Origin of the sequence: Streptomyces sp. NBC_00250 (assembly GCF_036192275.1) — a bacterium.
Lineage (GTDB): Bacteria > Actinomycetota > Actinomycetes > Streptomycetales > Streptomycetaceae > Streptomyces.
This window is the reverse complement of the sequence record NZ_CP108088.1, coordinates 6,506,384-6,532,238: the sequence shown is the minus strand read 5'-3', so window position 1 is coordinate 6,532,238 and position 25,855 is coordinate 6,506,384. Positions and strand designations below refer to the sequence as shown.

The 25,855-nt window shown below is 73.1% G+C and carries 21 protein-coding genes and 1 pseudogene; 14 read left to right on the top strand and 8 right to left on the bottom strand.

Features of this window, described 5'->3' with window-relative positions; genetic code table 11:
* Positions 1–56: 56 nt before the first annotated feature.
* Entirely contained in the window at positions 57–332 is a 276-nt protein-coding gene (locus tag OG259_RS29580) for a hypothetical protein (protein WP_328945023.1), read from the bottom strand.
* A gap of 149 nt (positions 333–481) precedes the next feature.
* Between OG259_RS29580 and OG259_RS29575 the strand changes: the two genes are divergently transcribed.
* Positions 482–841, top strand: a complete 360-nt coding sequence (locus tag OG259_RS29575; RefSeq protein ID WP_328945022.1) for an ArsC/Spx/MgsR family protein — start codon at positions 482–484, stop codon at positions 839–841.
* 26 nt (positions 842–867) lie between these two features.
* On the opposite strand, the gene OG259_RS29570 is transcribed toward OG259_RS29575, so the two are convergent.
* A complete protein-coding gene (locus tag OG259_RS29570; RefSeq protein WP_328945021.1) occupies positions 868–1,701 on the bottom strand; it encodes an alpha/beta fold hydrolase in 834 nt (277 codons plus the stop codon).
* A 74-nt stretch (positions 1,702–1,775) separates the two neighbouring features.
* Here OG259_RS29570 and OG259_RS29565 point away from each other — a divergent pair, with 74 nt between their 5' ends.
* Together OG259_RS29565 and pdxR are read left to right on the top strand one after the other, a co-directional pair.
* Positions 1,776–2,216, top strand: coding sequence for a helix-turn-helix domain-containing protein (locus OG259_RS29565; protein ID WP_328947216.1), 441 nt, complete (start codon positions 1,776–1,778; stop codon positions 2,214–2,216).
* A complete protein-coding gene (pdxR, locus tag OG259_RS29560) occupies positions 2,213–3,619 on the top strand; it encodes a MocR-like pyridoxine biosynthesis transcription factor PdxR (protein WP_328945020.1) in 1,407 nt (468 codons plus the stop codon). The genes OG259_RS29565 and pdxR overlap by 4 nt, the downstream gene beginning before the upstream one ends.
* Positions 3,620–3,656: 37 nt before the next feature.
* Here pdxR and OG259_RS29555 read toward each other — a convergent pair.
* A pseudogene (locus tag OG259_RS29555) lies at positions 3,657–4,609 on the bottom strand (Gfo/Idh/MocA family protein).
* A gap of 191 nt (positions 4,610–4,800) precedes the next feature.
* Between OG259_RS29555 and OG259_RS29550 the strand changes: the two are divergent.
* The 4 genes from OG259_RS29550 to OG259_RS29535 all read left to right on the top strand — a co-directional run bounded on the left by OG259_RS29550 (position 4,801) and on the right by OG259_RS29535 (position 9,574).
* Positions 4,801–6,216, top strand: a complete 1,416-nt coding sequence (locus OG259_RS29550; protein ID WP_328945019.1) for a hypothetical protein — start codon at positions 4,801–4,803, stop codon at positions 6,214–6,216.
* Positions 6,213–7,412, top strand: a complete 1,200-nt coding sequence (locus tag OG259_RS29545; protein ID WP_328945018.1) for an ARPP-2 domain-containing protein — start codon at positions 6,213–6,215, stop codon at positions 7,410–7,412. The genes OG259_RS29550 and OG259_RS29545 overlap by 4 nt, the downstream gene beginning before the upstream one ends.
* Before the next feature lie 138 nt (positions 7,413–7,550).
* Positions 7,551–8,582, top strand: a complete 1,032-nt coding sequence (glnII, locus tag OG259_RS29540; protein ID WP_328945017.1) for a glutamine synthetase — start codon at positions 7,551–7,553, stop codon at positions 8,580–8,582.
* A 422-nt stretch (positions 8,583–9,004) separates the two neighbouring features.
* Positions 9,005–9,574: a winged helix-turn-helix domain-containing protein gene (locus OG259_RS29535; protein ID WP_328945016.1), complete on the top strand. Its 570-nt coding sequence runs from the start codon at positions 9,005–9,007 to the stop codon at positions 9,572–9,574.
* Positions 9,575–9,587: 13 nt separating this feature from the next.
* Here OG259_RS29535 and OG259_RS29530 read toward each other — a convergent pair whose 3' ends face one another.
* Together OG259_RS29530 and OG259_RS29525 are read right to left on the bottom strand one after the other, a co-directional pair.
* On the bottom strand, positions 9,588–11,060 hold the full coding sequence (locus OG259_RS29530; RefSeq protein ID WP_328945015.1) for a PepSY-associated TM helix domain-containing protein: 1,473 nt from the start codon (positions 11,058–11,060) through the stop codon (positions 9,588–9,590).
* Positions 11,061–11,109: 49 nt separating this feature from the next.
* Positions 11,110–11,733: a hypothetical protein gene (locus OG259_RS29525; RefSeq protein WP_328945014.1), complete on the bottom strand. Its 624-nt coding sequence runs from the start codon at positions 11,731–11,733 to the stop codon at positions 11,110–11,112.
* Between the two features lie 244 nt (positions 11,734–11,977).
* Here OG259_RS29525 and OG259_RS29520 point away from each other — a divergent pair, with 244 nt between their 5' ends.
* From OG259_RS29520 to OG259_RS29500, 5 genes are all read left to right on the top strand, one after another.
* Positions 11,978–12,976, top strand: a complete 999-nt coding sequence (locus tag OG259_RS29520; protein WP_328945013.1) for an NAD-dependent epimerase/dehydratase family protein — start codon at positions 11,978–11,980, stop codon at positions 12,974–12,976.
* A gap of 180 nt (positions 12,977–13,156) precedes the next feature.
* Complete coding sequence (locus OG259_RS29515) at positions 13,157–13,960, top strand: tyrosine-protein phosphatase (RefSeq protein ID WP_328945012.1); 804 nt, start codon at positions 13,157–13,159, stop codon at positions 13,958–13,960.
* Between the two features lie 78 nt (positions 13,961–14,038).
* A complete protein-coding gene (locus OG259_RS29510; protein WP_328945011.1) occupies positions 14,039–16,303 on the top strand; it encodes a hypothetical protein in 2,265 nt (754 codons plus the stop codon).
* Between the two features lie 82 nt (positions 16,304–16,385).
* Positions 16,386–17,270: a metal-dependent hydrolase gene (locus tag OG259_RS29505; RefSeq protein WP_328945010.1), complete on the top strand. Its 885-nt coding sequence runs from the start codon at positions 16,386–16,388 to the stop codon at positions 17,268–17,270.
* Positions 17,270–18,334 (top strand): PDR/VanB family oxidoreductase, encoded by a 1,065-nt coding sequence (locus tag OG259_RS29500; RefSeq protein ID WP_328945009.1) that lies wholly within the window; start codon positions 17,270–17,272, stop codon positions 18,332–18,334. Before OG259_RS29505 ends, OG259_RS29500 begins: the two co-directional genes overlap by 1 nt.
* A gap of 42 nt (positions 18,335–18,376) precedes the next feature.
* Here OG259_RS29500 and OG259_RS29495 read toward each other — a convergent pair whose 3' ends face one another.
* Entirely contained in the window at positions 18,377–18,862 is a 486-nt protein-coding gene (locus tag OG259_RS29495) for a hypothetical protein (protein WP_328945008.1), read from the bottom strand.
* A 37-nt stretch (positions 18,863–18,899) separates the two neighbouring features.
* On the opposite strand from OG259_RS29495, the gene OG259_RS29490 reads away from it, so the two are divergent.
* Positions 18,900–19,634, top strand: coding sequence for a TetR/AcrR family transcriptional regulator (locus OG259_RS29490; RefSeq protein WP_328945007.1), 735 nt, complete (start codon positions 18,900–18,902; stop codon positions 19,632–19,634).
* Here the strand turns inward: OG259_RS29490 and OG259_RS29485 are convergent.
* Positions 19,619–19,951, bottom strand: a complete 333-nt coding sequence (locus tag OG259_RS29485; protein ID WP_266891130.1) for a 5-carboxymethyl-2-hydroxymuconate Delta-isomerase — start codon at positions 19,949–19,951, stop codon at positions 19,619–19,621. The genes OG259_RS29490 and OG259_RS29485 overlap by 16 nt on opposite strands.
* Positions 19,952–20,016: 65 nt before the next feature.
* Between OG259_RS29485 and OG259_RS29480 the strand changes: the two genes are divergently transcribed.
* Positions 20,017–20,535: a GNAT family N-acetyltransferase gene (locus OG259_RS29480; RefSeq protein WP_328945006.1), complete on the top strand. Its 519-nt coding sequence runs from the start codon at positions 20,017–20,019 to the stop codon at positions 20,533–20,535.
* On the opposite strand, the gene pulA is transcribed toward OG259_RS29480, so the two are convergent.
* Complete coding sequence (gene pulA / locus OG259_RS29475) at positions 20,522–25,822, bottom strand: pullulanase-type alpha-1,6-glucosidase (protein WP_328945005.1); 5,301 nt, start codon at positions 25,820–25,822, stop codon at positions 20,522–20,524. The two genes, OG259_RS29480 and pulA, sit on opposite strands and share 14 nt — an antisense overlap.
* Positions 25,823–25,855 lie beyond the last annotated feature (33 nt).

The following is a 25,855-nucleotide window of genomic DNA, read 5'->3' as shown; positions in this document are numbered from 1 at the left end:
GGGCGGGATCCGACGACGGCGCTGCCCGGCCACGGCCGGGCAGCGCCCCTCCGCCGTCAGCGGCCGTAGCGGATGAAGGTGCGGACCATGCGGCAGGTGGTGTCCGAGGGCGGGTGGATGCCGATGTGGGCGGCTGTGGTGCGTATCGTCGCGTTCGTCGCCTTCGACGGGACGTAGACGCCGGCGTCGAGAAGGGCGATCGCGAGGCGCATGGCCTTCAGTCGGCGGTTGTGCGTCACGTACCACTCGCGGGGGCGGCCCGCGGGGAGCGGCTTCCTCTGGAGCGGCTTCCAGGGTTCGAGGGACGGTGTCCGGATCACGGCCAGAGCCATGGGCTACCTCCTGGCGAACGGCGGGGGTGCGGGCCCTCCCCGGGACCCTCACCTTCACCCCCTATTTTAGTGGCCCCCACTGACAATCGCCCCTGGCCAGAGGGGGTTTAGGGGGTGGTGGAGAGAGGTCTGGGGGGTACCGTGGGGGCATGGAGATCTGGATCAATCCCGCCTGTTCCAAGTGCCGCAGCGCCCTCACCCTTCTCGACGCCGAGGGCGCCGACTACACCGTGCGCCGCTACCTGGAGGACGTGCCCTCCCCCGACGAGATCCGGCAGGTGCTCGACCGGCTCGGTCTTGAGCCGTGGGACATCACGCGGACCCAGGAGGCCGTCGCCAAGGAGCTCGGGGTGAAGGAGTGGGCCCGCGACGCCGAGAACCGGGAGCGGTGGATCGAGGCCCTGTCCTCGCATCCCAAGCTCATCCAGCGGCCGATCATCACCGCCGAGGACGGCACGGCCGTCGTCGGCCGGTCCGAGGACGCCGTTCGGGACGCGCTCTCCCGTTGAGGCCTTACGGCGCCGCGGCGTCGAGGTCACGTCGGCTTCAGGAAGCTCAGGATGTCGGTCAGCGCCTTCGTCGGCAGCGTCGCCGGGAGTGTGTGGTGGGTCGCGCCGGTCAGGAACTCCGTCCGTAGGCCCAGGGCCGTCGCGCTCGCCGCCACCCTGTGGACGTCTTGGGCTCGGCCGCCCTCCGGCAGGAGCAGCAGTGCCCGCGGCCCCAGCGCCGCGAGTCGGGTGGGGGTCGGGCGCGGGCCCGTGACCGGGCGGTGGCGGGGAAGGTCCGCCGCCAGGGCGTCCAGGCGCCGTACCTCCCGGTCGTGTTCCGCGCCGGCCGTCTCCCACGTCAGGAACGCCGCCGTCCTCGCCCGTGTCGGGCGCAGCAGCATCGGCAGGGCCCGCAGCAGGTAGCCCGGACGGAAGCCGGCGAAGCAGCCGGTCGGGTCGAGGAGGACCAGGCGGTCCGTCCGGTCCGGGGCCGCAAGGGCGTACCGGAGCGCGATCCACCCTCCGTAGGAGTGGCCGCAGAAGGCCGCCGATGTCACTCCCAGGCCGTCGAGTACGGCGTCCAGCCAGACGGTGAGGTCCGTGACCGTACGGATCGGGCGGCCGTCGGCCCTGCTGCGGCCCGGTCCGCCGACGAGGTCCACGGCGTGCACCCGGTGCGTCCTGCCGAGCGCGGCGGCCGTCGTGCGCCAGGAGCAGGCGGTCGCGCCGCCGCCGGGCAGGAGGAGGACCGGCGGGCCGTCCTCCACACCGTGACTCAGGAGATGCGTGGTGCCGTAGGGGGTGGGGAGTTCCGAGACCGTCGTGGGGTGCGGCCAGGTCGCGAGGAGCGCGTCGTAGGCGGCCTCGAAGATGACGGACATGGCGCGGTCCTCTCGATCGGCGATACTCTCGCTCAGCGAGATAATAGGAGGCCGCGGTGGACGAGTCACCCGAGATGCTCATCTTCCATCTGCTGCGCGAGGTCACCGTCGAATACGGCCTCCGCCAGGGCGAGTTCGCCGCCCTCAACGGCATGCACCCCACCGACGTCCGCGCCCTGATCTGCCTCCTCGACGCCGAACGCGCCGGCACCGACGCGACCGCCGGACGGCTCGGCGAGCGGCTCGGACTCAACTCGGCCGGTACGACGGCCGTCGTCGACCGGCTCGAACGCCTCGGCTACGTCGCCCGCGTCCGGGACACCCGCGACCGGCGGCGCGTGCTCCTCACCGTGGAGGACCGGGCGAAGGACCTCGGGCGGGCGCACTTCGGGCCCCTGGTCGAAGGGGCCGTGACACTCCTCGGCGGGTTCGAGGAGCGGGAGAAGGAGGCCGTTCGACGGTTCCTGAGCGGTGTTCGGGATCTCGTGGGCCGCGGGGACGAGGCGGGGCGGTGACCGGCACCGACGCCGGCGGGCTCGGGGTCGATCTGCATCTGGAGTTGAGCGCCGCCGGTGGGCGGCGGGCCGTACTCATCGCGGCCCTGCGCGAGGCGGTACGCGGCGGGCGGCTGGCTCCCGGGACCCGGCTGCCGCCCTACCGCTCGCTCGCCGCCGACCTCGGCATCGCCCGGAACACCGTCGCCGACGCCTACGCCGAACTCGTCGCCGAAGGCTGGCTCACCTCCCGCCAGGGCTCCGGGACCCACGTCGCCGACCGGGTCGCCGCGCCCGCCCCCGGGCCCGTACGGCCCGCCGCGCCGCCGCCGCTCCCGTACGACCTCGTCCAGGGCAAGCCCGACCCCGGCGCCTTCCCCCGCGCCGCCTGGCTCGCGGCGGCCCGGCGGGCCCTGACGGCCGCGCCGCACGAGGCCTTCGGGGTCGGCGACCCGCAGGGCCGCATCGAACTGCGCCTGGCGCTCACCGAGTACCTCGCGCGCGTGCGGGGCGTTCGCACCACCCCCGACCGGATCGTGATCTGCTCGGGCGCCGCGCACGCCCTGCGGCTCCTCGCGCGCGTGCTCGGTCCGGCGGGGCCCTGGGCGGTCGAGGCGTACGGACTGCCCTTCCACCGCGGGCTCCTCGCCGAGGCCGGGCTGACCACGGTGCCGGTGGCCGTCGACGAGCACGGGGCGCGGGTCGCCGAAATCCCCCGCCACGCGGGCGCGGTACTGCTCACCCCCGCCCATCAGTTCCCCACCGGCGGGCCGCTGCACCCCGAGCGCCGGGCCGGTGTCCTGGAGTGGGCGCGGGCCTCCGGCGGGCTGGTGATCGAGGACGACTACGACGGGGAGTTCCGCTACGACCGGCGACCGGTGGGCGCCGTCCAGGGCCTCGACCCCGAACGGACCGTCCTGATCGGCTCCGTCAGCAAGAGCCTCTCCCCCGCCCTGCGGATCGGCTGGATGTGTCTGCCGGCCGCCCTGGTGGACGAGGCCGTCGCGGCGAAGGGCCGACGCGAGCCGTACGCCCCGGCCACCGAACAGCTCACCCTCGCGGACTTCCTCGCCTCCGGCGCGTACGACCGGCACGTCCGGCGGATGCGCCAGCGGCACCGCGGGCGGCGCGACCGCCTGGTGGCACTGCTCGCCGAACGGGTGCCGGGGGTACGGGTGACGGGCATCGCCGCCGGGCTGCACGCCGTGCTCGAACTGCCGCGGGGCACGGAGCGGGCCGCCCTCGCCGCGGCGGCCCGGCACGGGGTCGCGGTCGAGGGCCTGGCTCCCTACCGTCACCCCGACGCCAGGGGCCCCGCCCATCCGGACGGGCTCGTCGTCGGCTACGCCACACCGCCGGAGCGGCTGTACGGAGCCGCCCTGGACGCGTTGCGCGGGGCGCTGTCCGAGGCGCTCGGGTCCTGAGGCCGCGCGCCTCGGTGCCGGGTCCGGGGCGGAGCCCTCAGCTGCCCGACGCCCCGCTGTCCTCCGACACCTCCGCGCGCCCCGCCGCCGTCGCCGCCGTCGCCTCCGCCTCCGCCAGGATCTCCGTGAGGCGGAGGCCGAAGCGGGCGTCGCAGGCGTCGGGTTCGCCCGTGCGGGCCGAACGGATCAGGGCGTCCACGGCCGCGCCGAACGCTCCCACCGCCCCGTCCCAGCGCGGCATGGCGGCCTTGCCCTCGGTGCCGTACAGGGCGAGGGCCGCCTCCGCCGCCTCCGGTGGGGCACTGAGGGTGAGGGTGGCCGTGCTGCTCGCGCCCGAGGTGTGACGCAGCACCAGGTGGTGGGTGTCCGCCGGGCCAGGCGCCGCGGTGATCTCCGTGACGTCGCCGAGGACCGGCAGGAAGACGGAGAGGACGTGCGGCCCCACGTCCCACAGACCGCCCTTCGCCCGACGCCAGGGGGAGGCCGCGTACGCGCTGCTCGAACCGGCCCCGTAGAGCGAGCCCAGCCAGTGCGCCTCGCCCAGGAACCAGCCGCCGACCGCCGCCTGTTCCTCGATCCAGCGGGCCGTCGGCTCCGCGAACCGCAGCGTGCAGAAGACCACCGAGGCCACCCCCGCCGCCTCCACCGCCTCGGCGACCTTCCGTGCCCCCGCGACCGTCGTCGCGACCGGCTTGTCCAGCAGGACATGACAGCCGGCTTCGGCCGCCCGGACCGCCAGTGGGGCCTGGACGTCCGGCGGCAGCGCGAGCGCCACCGCGTCTCACTGGCCGCGAACAGGGCGTCCACGTCCTCGTACGCGCGCGTGCCCGACGCGGCGGCGAGCGCCGCCGCCGCCTCGGGACGTCTGCCCCACACGCCGCTGAACTCGATCCCCTGATGCCCGGCGAGCGCGGGCGCGTGCGTGTGACCGGCCCAGGGGCCGGTGCCGAGGAGTCCGATGCGGGGCTTCGCGCCCAGGTGCTTCGCCATGACCACCAGTCTGCCGTGCGCCTCCGACAACGGCTCCCGATAATCCGCTCGCGTCCCTCCCCCCGCCCGGTGCTAGCGTTTCCGGGCCGGCCGCGGGACTTCGGTGCGACTTCCGGAACCTGCCTCTGAAGCAACGTCTTCGCTGTTCGTGCCCTCATTCCCCGGCCGGCACCCACGAGAAGGAGAGAGCAGTGTCCGAGCTCGTCGCCGCCGAGGACGTGCTCCTCTTCGTCAACGCCGCCGTGACCGCCACCGGCCAGCGCGAGTTCCGCTCCTCCGCCGCCGCCCAGCGGTTCTCGCTCCGCTTCGTCCACGAGTACGTACGCGTCAACTACCGGCCCGTGTACGCCGCCGCCCTCGCACTCGACATCAACCACCACAACGCCGCCCTCATCGTCGAGCAGCTGCTGCGCACCGCCGACGAGGCCGGCGGACCCGAGGAGAAGCGGGCCGAGGGTCGGCTGATCGGGGCGCGGCTCGCGCTGCTTCCGCCGCAGCGGGTCTACCGGCTGTTCCGCGCGGTGCGCGCCGCCGGGGTCAACAACCGGCGTACGCGCGCGATCATGCGCGCGTGGGTCGCGGCCCGCCCCGACCCCGCCCTGGACGCGGTGAAGTATCGGACCGGCCTGAAGGCCACCCTCCGGCACGTCCACGGCCGGCTTCCCGACCCCGAGACCGGGGACTTCCTCTTCGCGCCGGGCCGCCGGGTCCGGTACGAGAACCCGACGCTCGACGCGTTCCGCCGCGCCCGGTACGAGCAGGGCGCCTTGTACGAGCTGCCGTTCACCGTCGCCGAGGGGTTCGCCGCCCGGCACGGCGTACCGCGCGAGGTGTTCCTGGAGCGGATCGCGCCCCGGATGACCCGGCTCGAGCAGCTCAGGACGGCGCGGGCCGCCGACCTGTCCGTGATGCCGCTGACCCGGCTCGCCCTGTACGTCCTCTCGCTGCCGTTCGGCGAGCGCGTGGAGCGGCGGGCGGAGCTGACGGGTGCGCTGCGGGCGGCTGCCCGGCGGGCGGCGGGGCCGTACGCCGGGACCTGGGGGCGGGTCACGGCCGTCCTCGACGACAGCTTCTCCTCCTCGGGTTCGGCGGTGAAGCGGCGCCGTCCGCTGGCCGTAGCGCTGGGCTGCCACTACCTCCTGGAGGCGCTCGCGGCGCCGGGGACGTACACCCCGCTGTGGACCTCCGGCGGCAGCGATCCGCTGCTCGTCCGGCCGTACGGACCGACGCCGCTGGGCATGCGCGTCCTGGACGGCCTGGAGACCGGCCCCGACCGGCTCGTGATCGTCTCGGACGGCTGGGACAACGCCCCGCCGGGGCTCGCGGGCGAGGTCCTGCGGGTGTGGAGGTCGCGGCTGGATCCGGAGCGCCGGACGAGCGTGGTGCACCTGAACCCCGTATACGACGCGCAGGGCTTCGATGTACGCCGGCTCGCCCCGAGCGTGCCGGCCGCCGGGATCCGCGACGCGGAGGATCTGGCGGCGCTCGTGGAGATCGCGCAGTTCGCCGAGGGGCGGACCGGGTTCGCGGAGCTGCGGGCCTATCTGGACCGGCGGGTGGAGCTGTTCCTGGCCGGGGCGGGAGAGGGAGAGGGGGCCGGGGGATGACCCGGATCGACCTGACCGGGCTCGACGTCCGGCCGGCGCAGGTGTGGGGCGGGGTGCGGCTCGTGCCGCTCGTCCGGGCCGAGCCGGTCCCCGGGCTGCGCCTGCACCGGGAGATCTACGGCGGTCTCGGCGCGGTGGACCTGCCCGATCGCACCACCTACACCTCGTACGTCCCGCACGGCTTCGTCGCCGACTGGACGGGGGCGGGGTCGGAGCCGGCCTCGGTGCCGGGGGCGGGCCGGGAGTCCGCCGCGTACGGGACCCGGCTCGGTGACGGCGGGGGCGGCGAGCCGCCGTCCTGCGTGCCTCTGCGCCGGATCCACCGGATGGCCAAGCGGCGGCGCGCCCAGGACGGGCACATCGAGCCGCGGCTCCGCTTCCTGCCGCTGCACCTCGCCCTGGAGGGCTATCTCGCGCTGCACTTCGGCGGGCCGTCGATCGTCTGGGACGAGTGGTCCCGCGAGGCGGTCCGGCACGGCCTCTCGCCGCGCTCCGAGGCGGCGTACGCGGGGTGGAGCGTGCCCGGGCTCACGGAGGCGCTGCGGATCTTCGAGGTCCACCCGGGCCAGTGCGGGCTGCTCCTGTACGTGGCCGACGCGCTGGCCGCGGCCTTCGTGGTGCCGCACCCGGACGACTACCGGCTGCTGCACCCGACGCTCGTCGAGGACCTGTACGGGGAGCTGGTCCACCAGTACGCGTACTACGGCGGCCCGGTGCCCGAGTTCACGGCGCGGATCAGGGACGGGGCCGGGGGCATCCGGAACCTCGCGGATCTGCGGGCGGCGGCGCGGGAGCAGGAGCGGGCCTGGGCGGTGGCGCACGACGGGCTGATGGCGCGGGACCTCCTGGAGACCTCGTACGTCTTCGAGCGGGTGCACCGGATGGGGCCGTTCGATCTGCACCGGTTCCTGCCGCCGTTCACGCGGGGCGGGCGGGAGCAGCACATCGGCGAGCTGATCACCGACCGCAAGGGCCGGACGGCGTATCTGAAGACGTTCCGGCTCTCGGAGAACCAGATCCGGAAGGGGCATCTGCTGCGGCGGCTCGCCGACTGCGACTGGCACCTGGGTCGGACGGCGGAGGCCCTGGGGACCTCGTACGCGGAGGTCGTACGGCGTGTCCGGGGCGCGGGTCTCGACTCCCTCCTGAACACCCACGTGGTCGCACAGCGGCTCCGCGAAAATAAGGAAAGCTGAGTAACACGGGGTTCACATTCGGGCAACCGACGGGAAATCCCGTGTTGCGAAGCTGCGACCGGACACAGACACCGCAGCTTCTCGCAGCGCCGCGAGCCGCCGCGACACCCGCAGCAGCACGCCCAAAGGATGAGGCCCGTGACCTTCAAGGCTGAGTACATCTGGATCGACGGCACCGAGCCGACCGCGAAGCTTCGCTCGAAGACGAAGATCCTCGCCGGCGAGGGCGCCTCCCTGGAGGAGCTGCCGATCTGGGGCTTCGACGGTTCCAGCACGAACCAGGCCAAGGGCCACGCCTCGGACCGCGTCCTCAAGCCGGTCTTCGTCTGCCCGGACCCGATCCGCGGCGGCAACGACATCCTGGTGCTGTGCGAGGTCCTCAACACGGACATGACGCCGCACGACTCGAACACCCGCGCCGCGCTCGCCGAGGTCGAGGCGAAGTACGCCGCGCAGGAGCCGATCTTCGGCATCGAGCAGGAGTACACCTTCTTCGAGGGCAGCCGCCCGCTCGGCTTCCCGACCAACGGCTTCCCGGCCGCTCAGGGTGGCTACTACTGCGGCGTCGGCGCGGACGAGATCTTCGGCCGCCCGATCGTCGAGGCGCACCTGGAGAACTGCCTCAAGGCCGGTCTCGGCATCTCCGGCATCAACGCCGAGGTCATGCCCGGCCAGTGGGAGTTCCAGGTCGGCCCGCTGGCGCCGCTGGAGGTCTCCGACCAGCTGTGGATCGCCCGCTGGCTGCTGTACCGCACGGCCGAGGACTTCAACGTCTCCGCGACGCTGGACCCGAAGCCGGTGAAGGGCGACTGGAACGGCGCGGGCGCGCACACCAACTTCTCGACGAAGGCGATGCGCGAGGGCTACGACGCGATCATCACCGCCGCCGAGTCCCTCGGCGAGGGCTCGAAGCCGCTCGACCACGTCAAGAACTACGGCGCCGGCATCGACGACCGTCTGACGGGCCTGCACGAGACCGCCCCGTGGGACCAGTACTCCTACGGCGTCTCGGACCGCGGCGCCTCGGTCCGCATCCCGTGGCAGGTCGAGCAGGACCAGAAGGGCTACATCGAGGACCGCCGCCCGAACGCCAACGTGGACCCGTACACGGTGACCCGCCTCCTGGTGGACACCTGCTGCGAGGCCCTCGCGAAGGCCGGCCAGGTCTGATCCGCACGTCTTCACTTCGAGAGGCGCCCACCCTTCCCGGTGGGCGCCTCTCGGCGTTCCGCGCCGGGCTCCTCCCGGCGCGGAACGGGGCTCCTCCCGGCCTCGTGAACCGGGTGGCTCTCCCGGCATGTGGGAAGGACGACACGGGGTTTGGCCGACGAAGGGGTCGTCGGGGGCATTCCCTTCTGGTTCAATAGGGATATGGCCATCACACAGAACGACACCGCGACGGGTCGTCACGACCTCGAGCCGTTCTGGCCTTCCCGGCAGCATCACGACTTCGACCGGGTGTGTTGCCGCGCGAGGAACGCGTCGGCCCTCTAAAGCCCTGATCGGTACGGTCCGATCCACGGCCTTCGGCCGACGCGCACGACGTACGACTCCTGTCTGTTCGTTACTCCGCGCGAAAGAGCTGACCTCTCATGGCCCATACCGCCCACACCCCGAGCGCTTCCCTCACGGCCGTTCGTCCCGGCCGTCATCGACTGCGAGCCGTCGACCCCAACGAGGTCGTCGACTTCGCCCAGGTCGCCGACTTCCTGCCGCCCGGTGCCACGCTGCTGCCCGCTCCTCCGCACACCCTGCCGACCCTGCCGGGCCGGCCGCCGATGGTCGGGTACCTCGTGCTCGTACCGGCCGATCAGCAGCCGCGGCTGCCCGTCGCCACTCCCGCCCCCGCGACCGCACCCGTCGCCGATCCGGTGGAGGACCAGGGGCCCGTCGCCATCGACGGCGGCCGGCGGATCGCCGTCGTGGACGGGCAGGCGCTCGACCTGACGTATCTGGAGTTCGAGTTGCTCGCCCATCTGGTGGCGCACCCCCACCGGGTCCACACCCGCGACCAGTTGGTCACCACCGTGTGGGGGTACGGCCACGTCGGCGACGGACGTACCGTCGACGTGCACGTGGCCCGGCTGCGTCGCAAGCTGGGCGCCGAGCACCGCCACACGATCCAGACCGTGCGGCGGGTCGGCTACAAGTACACGCCCTGACCGGGTAGTTCGGTCAGCCTGCCCGCACCTTGCTCCTCGCCCTGGACACCACTCCCAGGGCGAGGTCCACGGTCAGGAACAGCAGCAGGCTGATGCCGAGCAGCGGGACGAACCACGCCACCAGCGCCGTGACCGCGAGGAGCGGGAGCAGCATCGTCACCGGGATCTTCCGCCACGCCCCGCGCGCCGCCGGGCGGCCCGGGCGGCGCAGCCACCACATGCGGTAGCCCCAGAGGATCAGCAGGATCAGGGCGAGTGCCAGGGCCGCGAGGGCCAGCTGGTTGAACAGGCCCAGGAACACGCCGGTGTGCGCGTCGATGCCTATGCGGGTGAGCTTCGCGAGGAGCGGGTAGTCGGCGAAGCGGAGCTGGTCGAGGACCGCGCCGTCCGCCGGGTTCACCGCCACCGAGTCCAGCTGGAGGGGGAACTGCGTGTCCGTCTCCTTGACCACATAGCCCTTGCCCTCGCCCGGCAGGACCACGGAGATCCTCGGGCTGTCGATGCCGGCCGCACGCGCCGCCTCAAGAGCCTTGTCGAGGCCGATGTCCGGACCCTGGGCGGTGGAACCGCCGGTGTGGGCGCCGCCGTGGCCCTCGTGTTCCGAGGAGCCGCCGGCCGCGCCTCCGACGGTCGCGGTGAGCGTGGGTGTCGCGCCGCCGAGACCGTCCTGGACGGCGCCGATGTTCTCGCCCGCGTACCTCGACCAGGTCAGACCCGTCGCGGAGAGCAGGACGAGCCCGGTCACCGCCCACAGGCCGACCGAGCCGTGCCAGGACAGGGTGCGACGGCGCGAGGCCGGACCGCCCTCCGGTACGAACAGGGCACGGCGGTTCTTCCGGCGCCGGCCCAGCCAGAGCAGCAGACCGCCGAGCGCGATGACCCACAGCCAGCTCGCGGCCAGCTCGCTGTAGTTGCGGCCGGTCTCGCCGAGGTGCAGATCACGGTGCAGGCCGTCGATCCAGGTGCGCAGCGGGAGGGCGCCGGAGCTGCCGTAACTGGGCAGCTGTCCGCGTACGTCCCCGGTGTACGGGTCCACGAAGACGGCCAGCGAGGTGTCCTCGGGGACGTCCGGGTCGGCCATCAGGACCCGGGTGGTCGCCCCGGGTTCGGCGCCGGGCCAGACGGCGGTGACGGTGCCGTTCGGGTTGACCTTGCGGGCGATGTTCACCTGCTGGGAGAGCGGCAGGGTCGTCTCGCCGACGGGGACCTCCAGCTCGTGCGCGTACACGACCTTCTCGGCCTGGAAGGAGAGCGCGTACAGCAGGCCGCTCGCGGCGGCCACGAGGAGGAACGGGGCGACGAGCACGCCCGCGTAGAAGTGGAGGCGGAGGACGAGGGGGCGCAGGGCGCTCCAGGTCGTGGGCTTGGACGTGGTCTGGGTGGAGGTGGGGGTGACGGTGGGGGCGGGGGCGGGGGCGGCAGCAGTTGCGGCTTCCGACGGTGGCGCCTCGGGGGTTTCCGGGCGTGCGGGATCGTCGATGGTCATGGCTGTGGCTGTCCTTGGAGTCGGTGCAGACAGGGGAAGGACCCCCGGGTCAGACGTGTGCTCCGAGGGCCGTGGCGCGGGGTGCGGACAGCCGTGGCGGGCCGCGCCGGGAGAGGCTGTGGGCGAGGACGACGGTGTGCGGCCGGTGGGCGCTCCGCCTGGCCCGGCGGACGCGGCCACGCGGGGCGTCGGGGACCTGGACGTGCGCGAAGAGCAGGCGCAGGGGGGTGAAGGCGTACGCGAGGGCGGCCCGGGCGAGCGTGAGGAACGCGGCCTCGCCGTGGGCGAGCCAGAGGCCGCAGAGAAGGGCGGCGAGGAGGTGGGCGGCGAGCATTCCGGTGCCGGAGCCGGTGGCGAAACCGGAGAGCATCGCCGTGACCATGTCCGTGCCCGGGACCATGCCGACGCCCGCGCCCGTGCTCGCTTCGTGCATCCCGGCCATGGCGTCCATGCCGTCCATGCCGTGCATCGCGTGCGTGCCGGTCGTCCCGCCCGTTTCCCCCGCGTGGGAACCCGTCATCGAGAAGATCAGGTGCAGTGCGCCCTGGAGGACGAACAGCGCGCCCGCGATCGTCGGCGCACCCCGGCGCCGGCCGGCCGCCGCCCACGCGACGGCCGCCGTCAGGGCGAAGGCGCCGAGCAGGGTGAGTGCGGGAAGCCGGTGCGCAGACATGGACGAATGCCCCACGGCAGCCAACGTCACGCACACCACCGCGAACAGGGCGGCTCGCACAGCGCGCAGGGGCGACCGGGGATTCGTCATCGCCCGTCATGGTGTCATCCCGCCAACGGGGGCACGAGAGGCCCTCCCTGTCCCGTGACGTCGCCGTTCGATCCGGTGACGTTCCTCCCGTGGCGGAATCCTCCGGGAGCGAAAGCCCTGGCCCCTCGCCGTGCGGCCGGGCAGGCTCCTGATCATGAAACTTCTGATGCTCGGGGGTACGGAGTTCGTGGGTCGCGCGGTCGTCGAGGCTGCGCTCGAACGGGGCTGGGAGGTGACCGTCTTCCATCGGGGGAGGCACGCGCCGCCGGCCGGGGTCACGTCGCTGATAGGCGACCGCACGACCGGTCCCGACGGTCTCGCCGCCCTCGCCACGGGCTCCTGGGACGCTGTGGTGGACACCTGGTCGGCGGCGCCCTCTGCCGTACGGGACGCGGCGCGGCTGCTCGCCGACCGGGTCGGGCGGTACGCGTACGTGTCGAGCCGTTCCGTGTACACGTGGCCGCCGGCGGCCGGGCTCGCGGAGGACGGCCCGCTGGTGGAGGGTTCGCCGGACGACGGGGACGTGCCGTACGCGCAGGCCAAGATGGGTGGTGAGCTCGCCGCCACGGCCGCGTTCGGTGCGGACCGGACGCTGCACGTCCGCGCGGGGCTGATCATCGGGCCGTACGAGAACGTGGGCCGGCTCCCCTGGTGGCTGGGCCGGATCGCGCGCGGCGGCTCGGTCATCGCGCCCGGACCCGCCTCGCTGCCGATCCAGTACATCGACGCCCGCGACCTGGCCGAGTGGACGCTCGACGCGGTGGCCGCGGGGCTCTCCGGGCCGTACAACCTCGTCTCGCCGCCTGGGCACACGACCATGGGCGAGCTGCTCGACGCCTGCGTACGGGCCACCGGCTCGGACGCCGAACTCCGCTGGACCGACCCGGAGGCGCTGGTCAAGGCCGGTGCCGCGCCGTGGTCGGAGCTACCCGTGTGGCTGCCGCCGGGCGAGATGTACGACGCGATGCACACCGCCGACGTGTCCCGGGCCGTAGCGGCCGGGCTGCGCTGCCGGTCCGCGGAGGAGACGGTCGCGGACACGTGGGCGTGGCTGGAGTCGCTCGGCGGGACGGCCCCGCAGCGACCGGACCGGCCGGAGGTCGGCCTCTCTCCCGAACGGGAGGCGGAGGTGCTGGCCGCGCTCGCCGAGTAGGCGCGTAGGCGGATATTGCCGGGGTGCGGGGTGGTCTGGTGGTCGTTTGGCTTGCCGCGCGAGGGGCCGGGTTGCCGGGCTGCCCGGCCACTCACGCGGCATGAATCGTCCTGATCTGCCTGGATCGGGGCGATCCACTACCGTCGACACGAACGTGCACGAACCGGAGGAGTCGACGCCATGCCCGCCATCCCCGCCGCCTCCGTCGCCAACCTCCGCGACCTCGGCGGTCTGCCGCTCGGTGCCGGGCGTTCCGTCCGCCCCGGGCTCGTCCTGCGCTCGGCCCAGCTCGACCGGCTCGACCCGGCCGAACCCGTCGTGGCCGCCCTGGGCATCCGTACCGTCGTCGACCTCCGTACGGAGAGCGAGCGCGGCGACCGGCCCGACCGGCTTCCCGACGGTGCCCGCCACCTCGTCGCGGACGTGCTCGCCGACCATCTGGCCATCAGCGGGCTGCCGCCCGCCGCCCGTCTGAAGGCGCTGCTCTCCGACCCTGCGCTCGCCGAGGAACACCTCGGCGGAGGCCAGGTCCGGGCGGCCTTCGCCCGCACCTACCGGACCTTCGTCTCCGGCGACTCCGGCCGCGCCGCCTACCGCGCCCTGCTCACCGAGCTGGGAGCTCCGGACGCCGGGCCGCTGCTCTTCCACTGTTCGGCGGGCAAGGACCGGACGGGGTGGGCGGCGACGGTCGTGCTTTCGCTGCTCGGCGCGGACGAGGAGACCGTGCGGGAGGAGTACCTGTCGGTCAACACCGCTGTACGGCAGGCGTTCGCGCCGATGATCGAGGGGTTCACGGCCCAGGGCGGCAATCCCGACCTCGCGCTCGATCTGATCGGGGTCCTGCCGGAGTACCTGGCCGCGGGGCTCGACGAAGTGGCCGTCCGGCACGGGTCGATGGAGTCGTACGTACGGGAGGGACTCGGCGTCCCGGACGAGGTGACGGCGCGGATCCGCGAGCGGTTGACGGCCGGCCCGGCGGCCTGAGCCCGCACCATGGGCCCCGGGCCGGGACCGGGACCGGGACCGGGGTGACCATCGGAAGAATCGCTCGTTCTGCTGAACGTGAGCACCAAGGATCTCGTTCCCTCGCCCGTGGGCCCCGTCGACGTCGAGCAGGCCGAGGCCGCGCTCGTCGAGCGCTATCCGCGGCTCGTCCGCATCGCCTACCTCGTGCTGCCGCCGTCGCTCGGCCGCAACCGCCGGGTGCTGACCGCGCACGCGCTCGTGCAGCGCTCGCTGCCGCGCCGCCGGGTCCCGGGTCCGGGCCCGGCCGTTCCGGAACCCCGGCTCGCCGAGGACGCGGTCGATCCCGGTTACGCGTACGTGCGGGGCGAGGTGCTGCGGCAGGCGCTCATCGCGGGGCTGCCGCTGCGGCGGCTCGCCCTGCCGCGGCGGGCGCAGTTGCCGCCGCTGCTTCCGCACGTGTGGGGACTGCGACTGTTCCCCCGGGTGGGCGGCGCCGACGAACTCGCCCTGGACCAGCGGCTGTCCCGCCTCTCCGGACCCGGCCGCGCGGCCTACGTCCTGCGTGGCCTGGAACGCCAGGGCGACGCGGAGGTCCTGCGGGTGCTCGCGGCGGCGGGGGTGGCGGACCCGCCGTCGGCCCTGGCGGAGGCGGACGCGCTGGACGGACCGGAGGGCGAGTCGGAGGGCGACCCGGCCGGGTCCCTCACCCCGGAGGCCGGGCACAGTGGCCCGGACGCTCCCCACCCCCCTGCCGGTAGCGGCGAACGCCCCGCCGGCGGATACGCCCCGGGCGCCCGGACCGGGGACGGGGACGGGGACGCCCGTACGGCCAGGGTCGGCGAACAGCCCGGCCCCCACTCCGCCGGAGGCTCGGGCAGCCGTCCCGGGCGCGACGGCGGGCACGGGAGGAACGGGAGCAACGGAGGCAACGAGGAATCCGCGAGAGGCGGGGGTTCCGGGAGGAACGGGGGATCCGTCCGGGCTCCCTTCGATCCCGGTGGGCGTCGCAGTGGTGTCGCCCTGCTCGAGTCCGACGAGTTCGATCCGTGTGCGTTGCAGGCTCGGCCCACCGATCTCCTGCGGCGGCGGCAGCACGCGCGGGCCTCGTTCGTCGCGCTCGCCGCGCTTCTCGTCTGTGGGGCGCTGCTCGGGCTGCCCGGGGACGGGTGGGGCAGAAACGGTGCTGCTGCGCCCTCGTACGCGCGTAACCCCGCCGCCGAGGCAGCCCTCGATCCCGCGGCCCTCAAGCGGGTCGGTCCTGCCGTCTGGCCCGGTTCCACCCGGCGGGACTTCTCCGTGTGGCCCGCGCGCGGTGGGCTCGTCGGGGACGCCGCGCTGCTGCGGCGGGCGCTCGCCGTGTGGGCGCGGCCCGGCGCCTCCGTGCGGTCCTCCGCCACGCCCGGGACGCCTGTGGGCCCGCCCATGGGGCCGCCGCAGCTGCTCTTCGCCGGTGTCGTCGACGGGGCCCGGGTGGTGCTCCTCCACGACGGGCTGCGGGTCGTGCGGTACGCGGAGCCCGTCGGGGGTGCGGCCGGTGCCGCGCTCGACTTCGCGCGGACCGACGGGGCCGACGCCGTCGGTTCGGCGGCGCTCGTCCTGTCCCGCGCGGCCGGCAACGTCCGATATCTGACGGCGCCTTGGGTGAAGGAGACGGCCGTACGGGATCTGTTGGCGCCCGCCGGGGAGCCGAGGCCGCTGCCGCGCGACGCCAGTGGGGTGACCGAGCCGATGACCGGTCCCGCCCTCGCCAGGAGCTGCACCCGCTGGAACACCCTTCAGGTGCAGGACGGTTCGGGCCGGCGGCTGCTCACCGATCTCGACGAGCTGGCACCCGCCCGGCTCCTCTGGGGACCGCCCGCCGACGCCCCTGCCGACGCCACGAGCCCCGAGGCGCGCGCGGCCTGGGCGCGGACCGCGTGCCAGCTGACGGCGGTACGGGCCCACGGGGTGCGGTCCGTGAACGCCTGGCGGTTCGCCCGGCAGCCGCTGCCGGAGGGCGCCGGGAGCGGTACCTGGCTGTGTACCCGCGCGGAGACCTGGCGCGGCACCGGCAGCCGGGTCCTGGCCCAGTTCCTGGTCCCCTCGCCCACCGTGCCCGCCGCGCTCGCGGCCCGCTCGGAGGGTTCGCCCGCCTGCGGCGTGCGGGATCCCCGGGTGCTGGCCGGGGTGCTCTGGCAGGCTCCCGGCGGCGGCTGGTACGTCCTGGCGGCCGGCAGCCCGGACTTCGCCGCCCTTGAGGTCTCCGGCGGGGTGAAGGGGCGGTCCGACGGGCCGGTTCTGGCGGTCAGGGCGGCCGCCGGGGCGCGGGCCGACCTGGACGGCACCTTGCGGGACGGGACGCAGGTCGGCGCCCTGAGGTGACCCGGGGGCCGTGTCCCGTACCCGCCAAAAAGACCGTGCACAGACCTGTTGCCACCGCCCTACCCCTCAGTACATTGACGTCATGTCTAATACGCAGCCTGCACCGGTGGCGTCGGAGCACGTCGAGCTCAAGGCCCGCAAGGTCTCCTTCGACTGGGAGGAGACCCCGCTCCACTGGGTACCCGGCGATCCCTTCACCACGCACACCATCAATGTGCTGCACCTGCTGCTCCCGGCCGGCGAACGCTGGTTCGTGCACGTCTACAAGCAGGCGCTGCCGTACATCACCGACGACCGGCTGCGCGCGGACGTCATCGGCTTCATCGGTCAGGAGGCCATCCACTCCCAGGCCCACGACGACGTCCTCCCCCACCTCCGGGAGCAGGGCCTCGACCCCACCCCGTACACCGCGCAGGTCGACTGGTTCTTCGAGAAGCTCCTCGGGGACCGGACCCTGCCGCCCGGCCGGCCGCGCCGCTGGTGGCTGATGGAGCGGGTCGCGATGATCGCCGCCATCGAGCACTACACCGCGTTCCTCGGCAACTGGGTGCTCAACGCCGACGAGCTCGACCGGGTCGGCGCCGACCCCACCATGCTGGACCTGCTGCGCTGGCACGGCGCCGAGGAGGTCGAGCACCGCTCGGTCGCCTTCGAGCTGTTCATGCACCTCGACGGCGGCTACCGGCGCCGCGCCCGCACCTGGGCGCTCGCCTTCTCCGCGCTCGTCTTCCTCTGGCAGCGGGGCGTCCGCTTCTTCATGGAGAACGACCCCAGCCTCCTCGACGGCAAGGCCTCCCTCGGCCAGTTCGTCCGCAAGGGCCGACAGGGCGTGCTGCCCTCCACCCCGGCCATGCTGCGCTCGATACCCCGCTACCTCAGCCGGGCCTACCACCCCTCCCAGGAGGGTGACACCGCGCAGGCGATGGCCTACCTGGCCTCCTCCCCCGGCGCCAACGGAGGCCACTGATGCCCCGGTTCACCACCGTCGCCCTCGTCGCGGGGGCCGCACTGCTCGTCCGCCGCGCCGTCCGCAGCCGCATGACCACGGCTCCGCTGTGGCCGATGCCCTCCCTCGAAGAACCCGTGTCCGGATACGGCCGGGGCAGCACCGTCCCCCGCAAGGTCCTCGTCACCGCGCGCACCACGCCCGCCGAGGGGGTCGTCGAACTGCGCCTGGAAGGCCGGGAGTTGCCCGGATGGCAGCCCGGCGCCCATGTCGACCTCGTCCTGCCCTCCGGCCTCGTACGGCAGTACTCGCTCTGCGGCGACCCGGCCGACTCCACCGCGTACACCGTGGCGACCCGGCTGATCGAGGCCGGGCAGGGCGGCCGGGGCGGCTCGCGCGAGGTCCACGAGCAGCTCCAGGAGGGCGTGGAGATCGAGATCCGGGGCCCGCGCAACCGCTTCCCGCTGGCCGACGCGCCCGCGTACGTCTTCGTCGCCGGCGGCATCGGCATCACCCCGGTCCTGCCGATGCTGCGCGCCGCCGAGGCGGCCGGGGCGGACTGGCGGCTCGTGTACTGCGGGCGCAGCCGGGCCACCATGCCGTACCTGGCGGAGGTCGAGGCGCTGGGCGGTGGCGACCGGGTCACCGCCGTCGCCGAGGACGAGTCCGGCTTCCCCGACCTCGGCTTCCTCGCGCACGTTCCGGCCGAGACGCTCGTCTACTGCTGCGGCCCCGAAGGGCTGATGGACGCCGTGACCACGGCGATGCCGGAGGGCCGGACCCCGCTCCTCGAACGCTTCTCGGCCGCCGCGACGACCGGCGGCACGGCCTTCGAGGTCGAACTGCGCCGCTCCGGACGTACGGTGCGGGTGGCGGCCGACCAGTCGGTCCTGGAAGCCGTCCGCGAAGAGCTCCCGGGCCTCATGTACTCCTGTCGGCAGGGCTTCTGCGGGACCTGCCAACAGCGGGTCCTGGAGGGCGAGATCGACCACCGGGACGAGCTGCTCACCGACGCCGAGCGGGACGACTCGATGCTGATCTGCGTCTCGCGCTGCGCGGGAAAGCGGCTCGTGCTCGACCTGTAGACACCCCCTGGGGGGTGCCCGGCCCGATCGTCAGGACAGTCCCTACGGCAGGACCAGCCAGTCGAGGGCGAGCGCGGCGAGGAGACCGCCCACCAGGAGCCAGGTGCCGAGCCGCGTACGGCCGTTGCGGGAGAGTTCGATCACGATCCCGCAGAGGATCATCGCGAGGCCGTACACGCCGACGACCAGGACGGAGGTCCGGCTGGCGAGCCGGATCACCAGGACGACGGCCATCGCCACGAGCAGCACGGAGGCGGCGGCGACCCGCAGCCGCCGCGCCTGCTTCGGCGTGAGCCCGGCCCCGGGAGCGGCCTCGTCGTCCTCGTCCTCGTCGTCCCCCGCCTCGTCGTCGTCCTCGTCCTCGTCCTCGTCCTCGTCGAGTTCGTCCGCCTCGGGAGTCTCGTCGGAGGTCTCGTCGCGAGTCTCGTCGGAGGTCTCTCCGGCCTCGGAGATCTCTTCAGGGGTCCCGTCGGCCCCGGGGGCCTCCGGGGACTTGGCGGCCTGGGTGTCCTGGTCGGAAGCGCTCATGGAGCAGGAGCGTAACCGACCCCGTTAGGCTGTTCGTATGACGACCGGGGTACGCCGCAGGATGGGCGTCGAGGAGCGCAAGCAGCAGCTGATCGGGGTGGCCCTCGAACTCTTCAGCCACCGCTCTCCCGACGAGGTGTCCATCGACGAGATCGCCGCGGCCGCGGGCATCTCGCGGCCGCTGGTCTACCACTACTTCCCAGGCAAGCAGAGCCTCTACGAGGCGGCTCTCCGGCGCGCGGCCGACGAGTTGGCGGCCCGGTTCGTGGAGCCGCCGCAGGGGCCGCTCGGGGCCCGGCTGCTGCGGGTGATGGGCCGGTTCTTCGACTTCGTGGACGATCACGGGCCGGGGTTCGCGGCGCTGATGCGGGGCGGGCCCGCCGTGGGTTCCTCCACGACGAACGCGATGATCGACGAGGTGCGGCACGCCGCGTACGTGCAGATCCTCGCCCACCTCGGGGTCGAGAAGCCGTCCGCACGGCTGGAGTTGGTCGTCCGTTCCTGGGTCTCGCTCGCCGAGTCGACGGCGCTGATCTGGCTGGACGGGCGCCGGGTCCCGCGCGCGGAGCTGGAGTTGCAGCTCGTGCACGACTTCGCGGCGCTCGCGGCCGTGAGTGCCGCGTACGACGCGGACATGGCGGAGATCCTGGTCGCCATCCTCGCGGACGAGCCGGCCGACGGCCCCTTCGGGGAGCTGGTGGCCCGGCTCGTCGCGCTGGTTCCGGCCGACGCTCCCCCGGTGAGCGCCGTACCCGATCAGCGCTTGCGGTAGGACGCTTCCAGGTCGCGGATCTCGACCGACAGCCGTACGCCCTCGGTCGCCTTGAGGTACGTGGGCAGCAGGGCGAGGACAGCCTCCGAGAGGCGGCCCTTGAGCTCGTCCGTACGGCCGGGCAGCAGGGCGATCTCGACGTGTACGACGACGTCCTCGGTCGCGCCGTCCCCGACGACCGTCTCCTCGACCTCGCGGAACCGGGTCTTGCAGGCGTCGAGCGTCGTGTCGACCGTCTCCACGACGAGCGGGTGGAGCGCGAGCGCGAAGCCGCGCCGGTCGAGGGGCGCGGAGTAGTCGACGGTGATCTGCGGCATGAGGGGCACTCCAGGCCAGAGGTTACGGCTGTCGGATGTCTGGCCATACCTTTACGGTGATCGTCATGACGGCACAAGTGACCTTCCGGCAGGCGGACGACCGCGATCTCGACCTTCTGGTGGGAATGTACGACGGCGCTGCCCGGTGGATGCTGCGCAACGGCATCGACCAGTGGAAGCCCGGCGGGAAGAGCGCCGAGCACTTCCGTGCCCGGATCGGCGCGGGTGAGGTGTGGTTGGCGGCCCACGACGGCCGGGCGGTCGGGGCGTACGAGCTGTGGTGGGGGGACGAGCAGGCCTGGGGTCCCCAGCCGCCGGTCGCCGGGTACGTCCACCGGCTGATGACGGAGCGGGAGACGGCTCCGGCCGGTATCGGGCGGGCGCTGCTGGCGCACGCGGAGGGGCGCATCGCGGCCGGTGGCCGGGCGGTCGCCCGTCTGGACTGTCTGTCGAGCAACCCGCGGCTCCGTACGTACTACGAGGCCGCGGGCTACCGTGCCGTCGGCGAGGAGCCGGGAAAGCTCGCCGCCGACGGCACGCGTTACGGGGTCGTGCTCCTGGAGCGGGCGATCACTTCGCCGTGAAGACCGCCACCGTCCGCGCCGGGACCGTGAAGGTGCCCGAGGCCGACTCGTAGGACGACGCCTTCACGACCCGGTCCGAGCCCGCGGTCTGCACCGGGTGCAGGGCGTACGGCGTACCGGCCAGGCCGGGGACCTTCTGGGTCTGCTGCTGCGTGCTCGCGTTGAAGACCACCACCAGCTCGCCCAGGCGCATCGTGATCACGCCCGGGGTCTCCTCGCTGCCCGAGAGCGGGAAGGACAGGGTGTCCTGCACCTGCCCCGCGGTGGCGAGGGAGAACGCCGGCTCGGTGGTACGGATCTTCTGGAGGTCGCGGTACGCGGCGGAGGCGCCGTCGATCTGCTCGCAGCCGACGTTCAGGGCCGGGTTCACCAGGAGCGGCTTTCCGTAGCCCCACTTGGCCTTGTTGTCGGGGGCCGGGGGAAGGCCGCGGCCGAAGCCGTTGCCGTCGCCGCAGTCCCAGTGGATCGCGTTGAACCAGTCGCCGCTGTCGTACGAGTTGCGGTCCAGGGACTTGGAGCGCAGCAGGTCCGAGCCGGCCTGGGAGAGCGCCGGGCCCTGCGAGAGGGTCGCGGTGGCCATGGCGAGGACCTGCATGCGGGCCCGGTCGACGGCCGACGTGTCCGCCGGGAGCTTGAAGGCGAGCGCGTCGTAGAGGGACTCGTTGTCGTGGGCGTCGGCGTAGGCGAGGGCCTCGCCGGGGGCGGCGGCGTATCCGGCGGGGGCGCCGTTGTAGTCGACCTGGCTGCCCTTGACCGTACGGCCGGAGGTGTCGGTGAAGGAGTAGTCGGCGAGGTTGCCGGTCAGGCCGACCTTGATGAGGTCCTGGTAGTGGAGGAGCCGGGCCTTCTGCTGCTCCGGGGTGCCGTTGGCGGTGGACGTGTTGGGGTCGGTGAAGAGGCCCGAGGCGAAGCCCTGGACGCCGGGGTCCTCGTCGAAGGGGCCGCCGCCGCGGACGGCGTCGCGGGCCCGGTCGGAGAAGGTCGCGATGCCGGTGCCGGCCATGTTCTTCTGGGTGGCCTGGACGAAGCGGGCGTCGTCGGCGATCTCGCCGAAGTTCCAGCCCTCGCCGTAGAGGATGATCGCCTTGCCGTCGACGCCGTCCTTGGCGAGCGTCAGCTCGTCCAGGGCCTTGCGCACGGCGAGGATGTTGGCCTTGGGGTGGTGGCCCATGAGGTCGAAGCGGAAGCCGTCGACCTTGTAGTCCTTGGCCCAGGTGACGATCGAGTCGACGACGAGCTTGCCCATCATCGCGTTCTCGGGCGCGGTGTTGGCGCAGCAGGTGGAGTTGGCGACGGTGCCGTCGGCCTGGAGGCGCTGGTAGTAGCCGGGGACGATCTTGTCGAGGACGGACTTGTCGGACTGTCCGGCGGCGACGGTGTGGTTGTAGACGACGTCCATGACGGTGCGCAGGCCGTTGCCGTTGAGGGCCTGGACCATCTGCCGGAACTCGACCGTGCGGCGGGTGCCTTCGGGGTCGGTGCTGTAGGAGCCCTCGGGGACGGTGTAGTGCAGCGGGTCGTAGCCCCAGTTGTAGGCGTCCTCGGCCGCGGCGGCGGCCACGCAGGCCTGCTGCTCCTCGGAGTCGGGGGCGTAGACCTTCAGGTCGCAGGCGGGCTCGGTCCGGTCGGACTTCTTCTCGGGGATGGTGCCGATGTCGAAGGCCGGGAGGAGGTGGACGTAGGAGGTGCCGGAGGCGGCGAGGTCGCGCAGGTGCTGCGAGCCCTTGCTCGTCCTGTCCGTGAAGGCGAGGTAGGTGCCCCGGTGGTCGGCCTTCGCCGTGGGGTCCGCGACGGAGAAGTCACGGATGTGGAGTTCCTGGATCTGGGCGTCGCGCAGCGGCACGGCAGCCGGCTTCTCGAGTCCGCGCCAGCCCGTCGGGGCGAGCTTCGGGTCGGTGAGGTCGACGGCGAGGCTGCGGGCGGAGTCGGTGGTGAGGGCGGTGGAGTAGGGGTCGGTGACCTTGTTGGTGACGACCTTCCGGACGGTGGGGGCCCAGACCTTCACCACGTAGCGGTACGGCTTGCCCGTCCAGGACTTCGGGCCGGTGACGGACCAGACGCCGGAGGTGTCGTCGCGGCGCATGGGCACGGTCCGGCCGTCGAGTTCGAGGGCCACGGACTGCGCGGTGGGGGCCCACACGGAGAGGCCGACCTTGCCGCCGCGGAAGACGGGGCCGAGGGCGGCGCCGGTGGCCTTCTTCGCGTACAGGTCGTCGAGGATTCCGGCGGTCTGGACGCCGGTGGCGGCGAGCAGGGCGCCGTTGGCGGCGCGCTGGGTGGCGACGAGCTGTCCGCGCAGGGAGTCGCGGACCCGGTCGGTGTCGCGCGGGTCGACGGTGAAGGCCGGGTAGTCCTTGAGGTGCGGGTACTTCGCCTTCTGGGCGTCGGTGAGGGCGGTCTGGTCGAGCCGGAGCCACTGGCCCTCGGTGTTCAGGGCGCCGTCGGTGACGGTGATGCCGCCGTCCTCGGCGTACACGAGCTGCTGGCTGGTGGCCTCGGTCGCCTTGACCTTCCAGACGACGGTGTTCCGGTCGATCCACTGGGCCTCGGCCTTGCCGAGGTCGAGGTTCGGGGCGCCGCCGACGGTCGGGAGCAGGTACTTGGGCTGTCCGGAGAGCATCCAGACCTCGTGGCCCAGGCTCGCCAGGTCGAGGGACTGGTCGGTGGGCAGGTCCTTCTCGTCGCCCTTGTGGAGGATGTACGAGAGGGAGCTCGCGCCCTCGGTCAGCGGGACCTCGTAGACGGCGCCGTAGGCGTCGATCCGGGTCGGCATGAGGGGCTTGGACCAGTCGGTGGGCTGGGCGGCGCCGGTCCAGGTGTGGAGGCCCCAGCCCTCGTAGTTCCCGTCGGGGCGCTGGTAGTGGAGGACGGCCTTGGTCTTGTCCGGGGTGGCGGGGGCCGGGTTGGTGTCGGACTGGCCGTCCTGGCCCTGGGTGATCCAGACCTCTCCGGTGCGGCCGAGGTCGACGCTGCGCTGCGGGCCGTCGGCGGTGCCGTTCTTCTCGACGGTGTACGCGACGGTGGACGCGCCTTCGGGGACCTTGACCCAGGCGAAGGCGCCGTGGGCGTCGCGGCCGGTGAAGGCGGCTTCCTGGCCGGCGCCCTTCAGGGTCCAGCCGTCGTAGTCGCCGTCCTCGCGCTGGTAGTGGACGACGGCGTAGGCGCGCTCGACGGCGACCGGCTTCGCGGGCGCGGGTGCCTGTCCGGCGGTGGTGGTGGCGGTGGCGCTCGCGGTGCGGCCGGTGCTGTCGACGACGACGGCCTTGTAGCGCAGCGGGGTGCCGGCGGGGGCGGTGACGTGCTGGGTGACCTTGTAGGGGGCGTGGTCGGCGGTGCCGAGGGTCTGCCAGCGGCCGTTGCCGGTCTGGGCGGCGAAGACGACGCGGTCGAGGCCGCCGCCGCTGACGTCGGCGGTGAGCTCGACGGTGCCGGTGGCTCCGGCGGCCGGGGCCTCGAGGCTGATGGACGGCTTCGCGGCGGGGGCCGGGAGGGGCTTGTCGGCCTTGAGGACCAGGGAGGAGAGGGCGGGGACGGTGACGGTGACCTTGCCGTTCGCCGCAGCCACGGTGCCCTGGCTGCCGTACAGGGCGCGGAAGTTCGCCGAGTCGACGGGGACGGTGACCGTCTTGTCGGTGGTGGCGCTGTTGGTGGCGACGAGGTACTCGGTCTTCGTCTTCGTGTCCGTACGGGAGAAGGCGTAGACGGAGCCCTCGGCGTACCGTTCCTGCTGGACGCCGTCGCGGAGGGCGGGGTTGTCGCGGGTCAGCTTCGACAGGGCGGCGACGGACTTGTACACGGGGTGCGTGGTGTCGTACGCGTCGGTGGCGTGGGTGCGGTCGGTGCCGAGCTGGTCGTCGTCGAGGTAGTCGGCGGTCCTGGAGGCGAAGAGGGTCTGGCGGGCGTCCTTGTCGCCGCCGGGGCCGGTGAAGCCCTGCTCGTCGCCGTAGTAGATCACCGGGTTGCCGCGGGACAGGAACATCAGCTCGTTGGCGAGGGTGGCCCGGCGGACGAGTTCGGTGTCGGAGGCGTTCGGGTTGTCCTGCTTGAGGAAGGTGCCGATGCGGCCCATGTCGTGGTTGCCGAGGAAGGTCACCTGCTCGTAGGCGTTGGCCTTGTCGGTGGTGTACCGGTAGTCCTCGGCGAAGACCTTGGCGAGGCGGTCGGCTCCGGCGCCCTGGGAGGCGAAGGCGCGGGCGGCGTCCTGGAAGGGGAAGTCGAGGGTGGCGTCGAGCCGGCCCCGGGTGACGTACGGGGAGGTGACCGTGGTGTCGGCGGAGTAGACCTCGCCGAACATGAAGAAGTCCTCGCGGCCCTGCTTCTCGGCATAGGCGTCGAGGGCGGTGGCCCACTGGGTCCAGAAGTCGAGGTCGACGTGCTTGACGGTGTCGATGCGGAAGCCGTCGATCTTGAAGTCGCGGACCCACTTCTCGTAGATCTTCCGCATGCCGTCGACGACCTCGGGGCGCTCGGTCCACAGGTCGTCGAGGCCGACGAAGTCGCCGTACTCGGCGGACTCGCCGGCCCAGGTGGAGTCGCCCCGGTTGTGGTACATCGTGGGGTCGTTGAGCCAGGCCGGGACCTTGGTGTCCGCCTTGTCGGCGGAGCTGACGGGCGTGTACGGGAACGAGCCGGCGTCGACCTTGCCGACGGCGTCCCGGTCGTCGAAGGGGCGGCCGTCCTTGTCGAGGTACGGGTAGGCGCCCTTGGGGCGGTAGCCGTACTTCTGCTCGGCGTAGTCGACGGTGTCGGCGGTGTGGTTGGTGATGACGTCGAAGAAGACCTTCATGCCCTTGCGGTGGGCGGCCGCGATCAGCTTCTCCAGGTCCTCGTTGGTCCCGAAGTGGGGGTCGACCTGGGTGAAGTCGGTGATCCAGTAGCCGTGGTAGCCGGCGGAGGCGTCCTTGCCCTCCCCCTGCACGGGCCGGTTCTTGAAGATCGGCGCCATCCAGATGGCGGTGGTGCCGAGGCCCTTGATGTAGTCGAGCCGCTCCGTGAGGCCCTTGAGGTCGCCGCCCTGGTAGAAGCCCTTGTCGGTGGGGTCGAAGCCGGTCTGCGTACGGCTTCCGGTGAGGCCGCCCCGGTCGTTGGAGGTGTCGCCGTTGGCGAACCGGTCGGGCAGGACGAAGTAGAACTGCTCGCGGGTGAGGTCCTGGCGGGCGGGCTCGGCCGCGAGGGCCCGGTCGGAGGGCGGGGCGGGGGGCCTGGGCGCGGCGGCCGCGGGGACGGCGGGGACGAGGGCGGCGCACAGGGCGGCGGCCAGTGCGACCGCCGTTCTCTTGCGTGTCACGGGGGTGCTCCCTGGAGGAGGGACGGGGGTACG